Origin of the sequence: Paenibacillus sp. S150 (genome assembly GCF_019352175.1) — a bacterium.
In the GTDB taxonomy this organism is placed as follows: Bacteria; Bacillota; Bacilli; order Paenibacillales; family Paenibacillaceae; genus Paenibacillus_AQ.
The window spans coordinates 59522-71544 of sequence record NZ_JACBYI010000027.1 but is presented as its reverse complement, the minus strand read 5'-3'; the positions used below and the strand labels follow the sequence as shown (position 1 = coordinate 71544).

At 53.2% G+C, this 12023-nt stretch carries 9 protein-coding genes; 4 read left to right on the top strand and 5 right to left on the bottom strand.

Going from position 1 to position 12023, the window contains the following annotated elements:
• The first annotated feature begins 37 nt into the window (after positions 1-37).
• Complete coding sequence (locus HYD27_RS21530; RefSeq protein ID WP_219218551.1) at positions 38-1165, top strand: N-acetylmuramoyl-L-alanine amidase family protein; 1128 nt, start codon at positions 38-40, stop codon at positions 1163-1165.
• Positions 1166-1179: 14 nt separating this feature from the next.
• On the opposite strand, the gene HYD27_RS21525 is transcribed toward HYD27_RS21530, so the two are convergent.
• The 3 genes from HYD27_RS21525 to HYD27_RS21515 all read right to left on the bottom strand — a co-directional run bounded on the left by HYD27_RS21525 (position 1180) and on the right by HYD27_RS21515 (position 5745).
• On the bottom strand, positions 1180-2187 hold the full coding sequence (locus HYD27_RS21525; RefSeq protein WP_219218549.1) for an HD-GYP domain-containing protein: 1008 nt from the start codon (positions 2185-2187) through the stop codon (positions 1180-1182).
• Between the two features lie 101 nt (positions 2188-2288).
• Entirely contained in the window at positions 2289-3869 is a 1581-nt protein-coding gene (locus HYD27_RS21520) for a response regulator transcription factor (RefSeq protein WP_219218547.1), read from the bottom strand.
• A gap of 61 nt (positions 3870-3930) precedes the next feature.
• On the bottom strand, positions 3931-5745 hold the full coding sequence (locus HYD27_RS21515; protein ID WP_219218546.1) for a sensor histidine kinase: 1815 nt from the start codon (positions 5743-5745) through the stop codon (positions 3931-3933).
• A gap of 249 nt (positions 5746-5994) precedes the next feature.
• Here HYD27_RS21515 and HYD27_RS21510 point away from each other — a divergent pair, with 249 nt between their 5' ends.
• The 3 genes from HYD27_RS21510 to HYD27_RS21500 all read left to right on the top strand — a co-directional run bounded on the left by HYD27_RS21510 (position 5995) and on the right by HYD27_RS21500 (position 9136).
• Complete coding sequence (locus HYD27_RS21510) at positions 5995-6885, top strand: carbohydrate ABC transporter permease (protein WP_219218545.1); 891 nt, start codon at positions 5995-5997, stop codon at positions 6883-6885.
• Positions 6885-7721 (top strand): carbohydrate ABC transporter permease, encoded by an 837-nt coding sequence (locus tag HYD27_RS21505; RefSeq protein WP_219218544.1) that lies wholly within the window; start codon positions 6885-6887, stop codon positions 7719-7721. The genes HYD27_RS21510 and HYD27_RS21505 overlap by 1 nt, the downstream gene beginning before the upstream one ends.
• Positions 7722-7828: 107 nt before the next feature.
• A complete protein-coding gene (locus HYD27_RS21500) occupies positions 7829-9136 on the top strand; it encodes an ABC transporter substrate-binding protein (protein ID WP_219218543.1) in 1308 nt (435 codons plus the stop codon).
• Between the two features lie 148 nt (positions 9137-9284).
• On the opposite strand, the gene HYD27_RS21495 is transcribed toward HYD27_RS21500, so the two are convergent.
• The gene (locus tag HYD27_RS21495; RefSeq protein ID WP_219218542.1) at positions 9285-10292 is read right to left on the bottom strand and encodes a cellulase family glycosylhydrolase; all 1008 of its coding nucleotides are present in this window, start codon (positions 10290-10292) and stop codon (positions 9285-9287) included.
• A 258-nt stretch (positions 10293-10550) separates the two neighbouring features.
• Complete coding sequence (locus HYD27_RS21490) at positions 10551-12023, bottom strand: glycoside hydrolase family 30 protein (protein WP_219218541.1); 1473 nt, start codon at positions 12021-12023, stop codon at positions 10551-10553.

Here is a 12023-nt window from a genome sequence, read left to right as displayed (position 1 = left end):
CCTTTAACACATTTCTGAAACGAGGACATACATACCTATGAAAAAAACATTATCCGCCGCCATACTGGCAGTCACTTTATCATTATCCGTCTTGCAGCCGCCTGAATCGGTCAATGCCGCCGGAGCCTATACGGCAAAGGTCTATGCTTCTTCCCTGAATGTGCGCAGCGAGCCTGCCGCAGGCAGCACTGTGACAGGCTCGCTGAACAGCGGGGCAGTGGTCACCGTTAGCGATGAGCAGCACGGCTGGCTTAAGGTGCGGGCAGGCAGCGTCTCCGGCTGGGTAGCCGGATATTATCTTAAAAGAACCGGCGGAACGGCATCAGCAGCCACAGCTTCGGCGAAGGCCTCAAGCAAATCCTCCAGCAGCCTTAATAAGGGAATTGCCCGCGTAACTGCTTCTTCCCTGCGGATCAGGGGAGGTCCCGGAACCGGGTATAAAGTGCTGGGGTCTTTGAAAGAGGGGGATCCGGTCACCGTTCAGCTGTCCCAAGGAGATTGGGCAAAAATCCGCACCTCCGGCGGTGAGGTGGGCTGGGTAGCGGGGCAGTACATTGCCGGAGGAAGCCGCTCAGGCACAGGCAACGGGAGCAGCGGCAGCGTAAACGCCAAGTCATCCGGAAGCATCCGCGGCAAGCTGGTCGTCATTGATCCCGGACACGGCGGCAGTGATCCCGGCATGCTCGGCACAAGCTTCGATACTATGGAGAAGGATTTGTCGCTGCAGACGTCCTTTTATGTTCGCGATTACCTGGCAGCCAAAGGGGCAAGGGTAGAGCTGACCCGGACGCGGGATGACCAGAAGCCTTCCCTTTCCCGGCGGGTACAGATCGGACAGCAGCTCCGGGCGGATGCTTTTGTCAGCATTCATTACAATTCTTCTCCGAAGAAGGTATCGGGGACACTCACCTTTTTTTATTCGGAGAACAATGATCTGCGGCTGGCCCGCTCCATCGAGAACCGGCTCCGGCAGGGCATTGGCCTGAAGAGCAACGGCTTATCCTTCGGGGACTATCATATTCTGCGGGAAAACAGCCTCCCGGCGACGCTGGTGGAGCTTGGTTTTCTGACGAACCGCTCCGACGAATCCATCGTAAGAACGGCCTCCTATCAGAAAAAGGCGGCCAAAGCCATTGCCGAAGGGCTGGCCGATTATTTTGAATAAAAACAAGCCTTTCTTTACTCAATGCTGATCTCTTTAATCTTAATTGTATTCAGCTTGCTCAGGTCAATGTACTCATCATCGACTTTAACCAGCGGAGTTTCAATATCATGGGGGTTCAAATAGACGATTTCACCGACGCGCCCATCAGTCAGAACCACTTCGCGGCCTACAGTGCGCTTCACAATATTCTCAAGGAACACGGAAACGATAAACGGGTCAAGCGCGCCAAAGCTCCCTCTTCTCATCTGATCGACAATGACGTGGAAGGGCACCGGCTCATGATAAGGGCGTCTGGAGGACATGGCATGAAAAATATCGGCCACGGCAACGATCTTGGCGTAGCTGTCGATCTGCTCTTCCTTTAGACCCAGAGGATATCCTCTGCCGTCATTCCGTTCATGGTGCTGCAGTGCCGTCAGCGTAATATGAGAGTTCGCTCCGGTGGTTTCCTTCAGCATTTCATAGCCCAGAATCGTATGCTTCTTGACCAGTTCAAATTCATCCGGGGACAGCTTGCCCGGTTTGTTCAGGATCTCGGCGGGAATTTTGAGCTTGCCGATATCATGAAGGGTTGCGGCCAGCGACAGCACCGACAGCTCCGCCTCACTCATCTTCAGCCATCTGCCGATCAGTGTGGACAATACGCCCACCCCGATATTGTGCTGATATGTATAGTCGTCTTTGCCCTGAATCGCATCGAACAAGGCAAAAATATCGGGGTTACGGGATATTTCCTGCACAACAGGCACAACCTCCTTGCGGATATCTGCAAGCGGAACCTTGCGTGAGATCCTGAAGGACTCGAATAAATTCTTCGATAAGTTCACTACGTTATAGGCCATCTCCTTGCTGGAAGGCGCCTGTCCTTCCTCCCCCGCAAAGATAATGTCGAGAACATTGATTTTTTGCTTGCGGATGAGCTCCAGTTGCTCTGCATTCAGAATGCTGTTCGCGGGAATTACCGTTACTCCGTAGGCATTGATCAAATCATTTTTAATTTTTTTGCCCAGATATCTTTCCATGCCCGTCCTCCCGAATCAACCGAATGAATATGTACAATTGTCCATGTCTTTACTATCGGTCAAATGCTGGGAAAAACTGAAAGACAAGGCATGCAGGTTTGCTACAGGCTTTCCCCCTGCTTGCGGTATTCACGGGGCGTCTGCCCGGTGGACTTTTTGAAAACCCGGCTGAAATATTTCTCATCCTCATAACCGACAAGCTCCGAAACCTGAGACAGCCGCAGATTTGTATTCCGCAGCAGCGTTTTGGCTTTGTCGACACGGAGATCGGTTAGATAATCGGAAAGATTCTCCCCTGTAATCTGCTTGAACTTCCGCGAAACATTCTCCCTGCTGATAAAAAAGCGCTCGGCAATATGCTGCAGCGTCATATCCCGGGCATAATTCCGGGCCAGATACTGCCTGATCTCTTCAACAAGCCTGCCGTCCGGCGTCTGGGTATTCCCCTTGGAGAGGCGCTGCAGCAATTCCTTGAGCTGATCCCGCCAATTCAACACAGAGAACAGACCCTCGCCGTCATAACAGTATCCGAACGAAATCTCCTCATTCGGATGCAGGCGGCGCAGGACCGCCGCAATCTCTTCCTGAAGCCGCAGGAAGCGGCTCTCCGTCAGCAGCGGCAGCGCGGCCAGCTGAGCCGACCATTCCTCGACGGTCTGTTCCATTTTGTCCAAATCACCGGAGAGGACGGCAATTCTCAGCTTGTCCAGCTGCTCTTCGAAGGCGTAGCTCTCCACAGGCCCACTTCCCGCCTGATGCTCCCGGTACAGGTGAATCCGCCCTTCCCGCTGCAGCAGATTCCGCTCGTTCAGCCCCTGCCGTGCCTGGCGGAAAGCCGTATGCAGCCCTTCCGGAAAAATGCCCGGAGGGCTGAGTCCGATATCCAGCTGCACGCCGTAGGTCTGCCTGATGGACTCGTTAATGCTGTGAACCTCTTCCTCCGCCTCCATGACAGCAGTCCAGAACAGCAGGACAAGATCCACACCGGCCTGCCAGCTGCGAAAGGCGAAGCCGCTGTGCTTCGGTGCAAGCACCTCATTGCAGACGTTCGCCAGCACGAAGGAGGTCAATGCCACATCACCGTGAAATCTCTGCAGCAGCCGGCAGTCCGCCCCCTGGAGAGAGATGACCGCAATTCTGCACTCTGACACAAACAACGGCATGCCAAGTTCTTCGCTCAGCGAATTCTTCAATTCCTGAAAAGAAGCCTGTCCGGCCACCAAATCCGAGAGCGCCTTGTCCCAATAGAGCGGCCGCAGCACATTCAGCTGCATATTCCGGCGGTGCGCCTGCCGCCGTTCCTCTTCCTCCTCCAGCCACAGCTGGAAGGCATGCTCGGCGGCGGCAATCAGCTGCTTGCTGTTCAGCGGCTTCAGCAAATAATCCGTTCCGCCGTAGACAATCGCCGGCTTCACATAGTTGAAATCCTGATAGCCGCTGATCACAATGGTCTTCGTATGCGGATAATGGCTGTGCAGCCACTCCAGCAGCTCCGCGCCATCCACAAGCGGCATGCGCATATCCGTGAAGACAACCGCGGGCTGCTGCTCCTGCATGATCCGCATCGCCTCCTGCCCGTTGGTCGCCTCATAAATGCCGGCAATATGGTGCTTCTCCCACGGTACAAAATAGCGGATGGCCTCCCGCACATGCTTCTCATCGTCTACTATCAGCACCTTCATCGCTTACCGCTCCTTTGTAAGTATCTATATAAGTTAAGCTTTGGATTTTTACATTTTCCACTTATCCGTCCAGCGGAATGATAAGCGTGACCGTTATGCCTCCGCCGCCGTTATCACGCAGCAGCAGCTGCGCCTCGCTGCCCATCTGCAGGCGCAGCCGGGCCAGCACATTGTACAGTCCGATCTCCTCATGCGCCGTTCCGCCGCTGCCTGCGAGTCCGGCAGTGATTTCCTCCAGCCGCTGAGGCGCAATCCCTTTGCCGTTATCCTTGACGGCAAGCATGAGCCGGCCCTGCCCATCCAGCGCGCAGCCGATGGAGATGACCCCGCCCTGAATGCCGTCCGCGAAGCCGTGCTTGAAGATATTTTCTACGATGGGCTGCAGGATCATCTTCGGCACAACCACATCCAGCGCCTCTTCTTCAGCATCGACGGTAAAATACAGATTCTCTTCGCCAAAGCGCTCCGTCTGCAGGATGACATAGTTCTGCACATGCTCAATCTCGTCACGGAGCGGTACCTGCGCCCGTTCCGTATTCATGGAATAGCGCATCATGCTGCCGAGCGAATAGATGAGATCATACACCTTCGGCGCATTGTACCGCAAGGACAAGCTGGCAATGGACTGCAGGGCATTATACAGAAAATGCGGATTGACCTGGGCCTGCAGCGCCTTCAGCTGGTTGGTCTTGTTCGCCAGCTCCAGCTTGTATTCCTTGAGGATCAGGTCGTTGATCGTCCGGGTCATGCCCGTGATTTTGCGTGTCAGAAGGCCGAATTCATCCTCCCGTTCAGCATCCATATGCGCATCTAGCTGCCCGGTCTGCACCTTTTGGGTGAATGAGATCAGCTTCTTGATCGGCCTGGTGAAGCCAATGGAGATGAGCACCGCACTGATCCCGCCCGCCAGCAGAAACAGCACGCCAATTCCGGTATTGAACCGGGTGACGATCCGGGCATCGCCGTACAAATCCTCGTAGGGAACCAGCTTGATAATGCTGCCCTTGAACAACGGCTCCTCAATCTGCCGGTACATGACAATCCCCTTGAACCCATCCTTCTTCCAGGTAAAATGGCCGCTGCCCGCGTTCCCGGGAAATTGGCTCCAGCCTGCCGCCACCGGCTTGCCGATCCAGTCGGGATCAGAAGCGAACAAAGCTTGTCCCTGTTCATTCAATATATACAGGCGTTCCGTATCCGAATTGTACATGGATTTGACGATCTCTTCCAGCTCCGTGAGGCGGTAGTCAATGGAAAGGTCGGCCAGAACCTCCGGGCTTGGGGTCTTGTAGATAGGAAAATGCGCAGTAAACACCGGCTCGCTTCCCGGCCTCAAATTAGGAAACCCGGATTTCATCCCGTATTGATGGTCCATATGCGTGACCTCAATGTAGGGGCGGTACGTGCCCTCCGGGTCTTCTGCGGAAGCGTTGCTGCCGTTCACCTCCCGGCGGAACAAGCCGCCCAGCAGCAGATTGGATTGCCCCGCCGCCCGGACATACAGATGAATCTGAAAGGTGTTCCGGTCAGAGAGGAATAAATTGTACAGCTGGGTGGAAATCACGGCCCGGGTATCCGGAACAGCGGTGCCGGGAGGGAGATACTCCGGGTTTTTGGCAGTGAGCAGCGTGGTATAAAAAGAGCTGGGCACATTGATGCCGCTGTACAGCGTCATGGCCTGCTGGTTCATACCGCTGAAGTAGCTGCTTAGATTGCCTTCCCCGAGCGTCAGCAGCTTCGTATTCTGCTTCACGGACTGCTCGGTGACCGATTGCTTGGTGTAGAGATAAGAGAAAGTAACCGAAATCGCTGACGGTATCACCGAGGCCAGCAGCACAAGCGCCATCAGCCGGGTCCGGATGCTGTTTTTGAACATGCTGACCTCCTGAAAGTTCTGTAGCATAGACATCCTGCATAACGTCGTGCAAAACCCGTTTGGGAAGCATCCGCTAAGTTTTGCGGAAGCTCCGCTTCTTTGAACATACTGTGCAGCAAAATTCGCTTAAGAAGCATCCGCTGCAATATAATCCACTTTTATCATCATCAAATTGAGTGTTGGTCGTTCCGGCCTGTTCCTATAATGAAGGTGTGAACCCGTTGATTAACTATATAAAGGAGACTCCATATGAGAAAAGCTCTGCACCTGCAAAGAGGCTGGGGACAGCAAATTATTTTCCTCTGGCCCGCCCTGATCTTTTTCCTGACCATCGTGGTCACCCCCTTCATTCTCGGCTTCTATTACTCCTCCACCGACTGGAACGGGCTGGATCTGGACAAAGCGTTCTGGACCGGCGCGGCCAACTGGAAACGGATTTTTACGAACGATGACAAGTTCTGGGAATCCCTGCTGTTTACCCTGCGCTTCACCATAGTATCCGTTATTGCTGCGAACGTCCTTGCCCTTCTGCTCGCTTTTCTGCTGATGACAACACTGAAGACCAAGAAGGTGCTGCGCACCATCTTTTTCATGCCCAATGTAATCGGCGGCATTCTGCTGGGCTACATCTGGCAATTCATCTTCACCAAAGGCTTCGCCACCATCGGCGGGATCACCGGCATCTCGTTCTTCCAGCTGCCTTGGCTGGGTACACCGGGTACCGGCTTCTGGGGCCTCGTAATCGTATTCGTCTGGCAGACCGCCGGGTATATGATGGTCATTTACATCGCTGCTCTGGCCGGAATTCCCAAAGACCTGGTTGAAGCGGCCAAGATTGACGGCGCACGCGCTCCGCAATTATTCCGAAGCGTCTATGTCCCTTTGATCATGCCCGCCATCACCATCTGCCTGTTCCTGACCACTTCGAATGCCTTCAAAATGTTCGACCTCAACCTGTCGCTGACCAAAGGCGGACCGGGAACCTCAACCCAGTCGCTCGCCTATAATATCTATGCGGAAGCGCTGATCAACAACCGTTACGGCCTCGGCACCGCCAAAGCGCTGCTCTTCTTCTTCGCCGTTTCCCTGATCACTGTCACACAGGTCTGGCTTACCAAACGGAAGGAGGTGTCGGCATAATGCAGACCGGCAGATACCGTCTCAGCAATTTCATTCTGGAAACCGCCGCCATTCTCCTGGCACTCGTGTTTCTGTCTCCGTTCTATCTGGTGCTGGGCAACTCGGTCAAGGGACTGAAGGAGATTCTGATAGACGCCGCCTCCTTCCCGCAGGTGTACCACTGGGACAACTACTCCAAAGTATGGGATGCGATCAATTTCCCGCAGGCCTTCTGGAACTCGCTGCAGATCACGGTTCTGAGCGTCATCTTCATTGTGATGTTCAGCTCCATGGCCGCTTATCAGATCGTCCGGAAGCCGTCGCGCTTCAACTCCTTGGTGTTCCTGCTGCTCGTATCGGCGATGATCATCCCGTTCCAGTCCCTGATGCTGCAATTGGTCCGGGTGACCAGCATGCTGGAGCTGCGCGGAGAGCTGTACGGCATTGTGGCCTGCTATCTCGGCTTCGGGATGCCGCTGTCGGTGTTCCTGTTCCACGGCTTCATTAAGAGCGTGCCCATAGAGCTGGAGGAAGCGGCCCGGGTCGACGGCTCAAGCCCGTACGGCGTTTTCTTCCGGATCGTCTTCCCGCTGCTGATGCCGATCATTGTAACCGTCATTATTCTGAACACGCTGTGGATCTGGAACGACTACCTGCTGCCGGTGCTTGTCATCGGGGGCAACAAGGATCTGACCACTCTGCCGGTGGCTGTCACCAAGTTCTTCGGCCAGTATACCAAGAAGTGGGACCTTGCCCTTGCAGGCCTCGTTATGGCGATCACGCCAATCCTCTTGTTCTTCCTGTCGCTGCAGCGTTATATTGTTGAAGGTGTCACCGCAGGCTCCATTAAGGGATGACCCTTTGCAACAATATCCACTTTTTCGAGCAAAATATTAAGTGTAAGTCCCTTCGCATATGCATTACGATCAAGTTGCAGGAACCACTAGACCAGGGAGGTTATACTATGAAAAGAAAGCTCGCATTTGTTATCGCAACCGTTTGCACACTAATTATCGCAGGTTGCGGCAATGGCGGCAATAATAATTCCGCCAGCGGTGGAAACGCTGTCAATTCAGGTGCAGAGACAGCGGCGCCGGAGACAAGCGCAGCACTGGCCAAAGATGTAACGATCAAGATGTTCCAGTTCAAGGTTGAAATCGCCGAACAGCTGAACGCGCTGGCCGAAGAATATGAGAAAGAAACCGGCGTGAAGGTTGAAGTGGAGACACATGGCGGCGGCGAAGATTACGGTGCGCTGCTCAAAGCGGAGATCGCTTCCGGCTCCGAGCCGGAAATTTTCAATAACGGCGGCTATACGGCCCTGGTTCCTTATATGGACCGTGCCGCCGATCTGTCGAACGAGCCTTGGGTGGAAAGTCTGATTCCAACCTCCAAAGCTCCGGCAACGGTGGACGGCAAGCTGTACGGCATGCCGATGAACGTTGAAGGCTACGGACTTATTTATAACAAGGACCTGTTCAGCGAAGCGGGAATTACCGAAGAACCCAAAACTCTGTCACAGCTTAAGGATGCAGCAGCCAAACTGAAGGCCGCAGGCATCACACCGTTTGAAGCCACCAATGAATGGTGGTCCATGGGGATTCACCTGGTTAACGTCGGGCTGGCTCACCAGCCTGATCCGAAGAAATTCATCGATGATGTCAAAGCCGGTACGCAGACCATCAAGGGCAATGCCGTGTTCGAGCAATGGCTTGACCTGGTAGACGTTATCTTCGGCAACGCGCAGGATAACAAAATGACTGCAGATTATGCTACCCAGGTTGCTGAATTTGCATCCGGCAAGGCGGCAATGATGCTGCAAGGCAACTGGACTCAGGGCGACATCGACAAAATTGATCCGGCGCTGAATCTTGGCCTCCTTCCGCTTCCGATCAGCGAGAAAGAGGGAACCATTCTTGTGGGGGTACCCAACAACTATATCGTGAACAGCAAATCCGCCCATCCCGAAGAAGCCAAAGCCTTCCTCAATTGGCTCGTAAGCTCGGAAACCGGCAAAACATATCTGACCAAGGAATTCAAATTCATTCCGGCCGAAAATAATATTGAAACCGATGCAGCCGATATCGGCCAGGTCGCCGTTGCCGTGCAGGAGAAATCCGCTGCCGCACTCGGCTGGAACTGGGATATGTTCCCAGATGGTGTAACCCAAGGCTTCGGTGCAGCTATGCAGGAATACCTGGGCGGCCAGCTGAGCCACGATCAGCTCCTGGAAAAGCTCGATAAAGCCGTACAGGACATCGTGCAGCAATAATTTGGGATACCGTCATAGAGCCAAGTTAAACGGTTGAAGGTATCTGTGCAAAAAAAGCCCCTCCAGCCATTCGGTCAGGCAACAGCCTGACGGATGCGGTAGCGGGCTTTTCCAAACGGTTCTTTTTAGAAGCAATCAACGGGTGAATTTATAGCCCCCAGGCCCAACGGATCTGGACTCTGCCTGAAGCGTTCGTAGTTTGAAGCGTTATGTTTGAGCCGGTTCCTGTGCGTGATTGGATACTGTAGGCATCTCCGTCTCTTAGTCCAGGCCAATACACGCTGCCCATGCCAAGCTCGCGCATTTTGTTCGGAACACCGTACATAAATGCAATCCGGGGGTTGCCATTAATGGATCCGTTGTAATTGATTCCTGTCGTCATGTCCGCACCGTACTCGGTGACAATGGTTCGGCTGGAGTGGCTGCCAACCCGCCTTACCAGCTCATCTTTCCATGCCTGCTCTGTGATCTTGTCTGTATGCCAGTGCCAGTAAATATGCTGGGACAATAAACAATCTTTAAATCTGGAGTCGTTTCCGACTGCCGCAACAGTATCGCTATATCCGGTACCGCTAACCAGGATTTGTCCCCGCGGAACGCCGGGAAATCTGCTTAGCCACGCCGCTGCCACATTTAACCAGTCCGTTTGGCTGTAACCATAGGGTTCGTTCATTATTTCGAAATAGACATTCGTATTAGAACCGTATTTGTCAATTACACTCTGCCACATGGAGTAGAATCTGTTCATATCATCCGGCTTCCCGTTATGCCATGGCCAATAAGCCAGAACTACTTTCATATTCTTGCTAAGTGCCTTATCAATCGCTCCTGTATATACCCCCCACCATGATTCAAGTACACTTGGTTCATTGATTGGCATGCGAACCGTATTGGCACCTAAGTTTGTCTGAAATCCGCTGATTACCCTATCAGCAATCACTGCAGCGCTGGAATAGGTCTCGGAAGCGGTTAAACCTGACGGAATGACCCAGCCGTTGACATAATTGTCCCGGCCATCGGCCCAATTCACACCGCGATACCCCGAAGTAGCCGCCGATGCTGTAGGAAGATTATCCAGCCCTATCGCAGGAGCCAATAACGCAAGAACCATGAAAAGCAGACAAATGATCTTTTTTTTATGATTGCGCTTATACATCCCTATTTACATCCCCTTATATTTTGATGTACTGAAAACCCGATAATTAGACTTTCCATTCGTCACCTCCTCTACTTACTGAAGCAATGTGTTTTATCACCCCCTTTCGCAGCACGAAATACCCCCAAAGTAGCGGGAAACACTAGATTTCCAGTAATAAGGATAAAATGCACTTTAAATAGTAAGCGGTTTCATTCTTTGATAAGGAAAAAGGCATTGCAGTGAGTATGTCCCGCGGGCTTCTCCACCTCATAATCCCTATTTCTTTAATTGGATTCCGGATATGACAAGCGTCGTAATCGATTGCTGCGGAACTGTCAGCTTCACTCCATTCCTCCGGAGTTCAGCCTCGCCTTCCTTCAAATTGCCGGCTGCCGTTGTTCGGTATACTTTAGCGGTTGACACCTCAAATTCGAAGGGTGTCAAGTCATATATAAGCTCTTTCTCGGCCTGTTCATTGCGGACGACCACAGTCAGCTGCTGTTTCTCTTCCAGGTAGGCAGCAACGCTGCGCCCGTCATCGGTAGGCAAAATCCGCGACCCGGGAAGAATAAAGCGGCTGAAGTTGGCCATGGCATAGTACTGCTTGGTTATTTCATAGCTCTCCCCACCGGAGAAATCGGAGTGGATAAAGCCCCAATTGTTGTTCGCCCCCTCATCTTCGATTGCCTGCCAGTATACCCATGCAGCGGGCTGAAGCATCCGCAGGTCGAAAATAATCCGCTCTGCCAGTTCCATTACGCTGCTCATATCCTGATGATCATGCGGCCCGCTGCCGCCAGTACCGAATTCGGACATCCAAAGATGTTTGCCGTTCTCCTTCGCAAAGTCACGCACTTCAGCAAGACTGCTTCCATTGTAGGTATGGGTGTTAATCTGGGAAATGCTTTCAATTGTATCCGCATCATAGCCTTCCAGCATTTCCAGCGTTTCGTCAACGCTGTTTTCGTCCGGTGCGCTGACCCCCGTAGCCGTGAGTCCCTTGGACTTCAGCGAGCTGGCCACTTTCTGCAGGATTTCCATCTGCTTATCGAGGCTGAAGTGGCTTCCTTCCTGAATGTTCCCTTTCCTCCACCAGCCGGAAGCTGGCTCATTCAGAGGGTTAAGCGTACGGAAGGTCACCCCATAGCGTTCTTTGTACTCTTTCACAACCTCGGTCAGATAGTCTGCAAAAGCATCATAATACTCCTCCTTCAGGTTATTCCCGCCGTCCGCAGCTCCTGTGACCGACCCGCTGACCGTCATCCAGTAAGGAGGCGAATTGGAGAAGGCCTCGGCGATATTTACCCCGCGCGCCAGCGCACCGAGCAGCACCTTGCGCTGGCCGGCATCCGCTTCCCAGTCCCAGCTGTTTTCCGAGGGCTGGAAGCCTGGAATGTCACCGCCCGGGCGCAGTGTATTGTTCACGATCCCCGGGTCTTCTCCGCCGCCAATGTTATAGCGGACAATATTCAGACCCAGTCCCTGTTCGCGGTCAAATATCAAATCGAGCACCTCATCCAGCCTTTCTGTATCGGACCATTGGCCCAGAATATTGGTCCACCAGACCAGTGAAGTGCCCCAACCCTCAAAGCCGTCATATCCTTCTTCCGGTGTCAAATGAATAGCCGTTTCATCCAGTAGCAAAGCCTTGTCCTCTTTGTGATTCACCATAATTCCTCCCCATATTCCCAGTAAAACAGCGGTCAGCACGAAGCCTGTTAACACTATTGGGCGTTTAGTTTTCTTCAT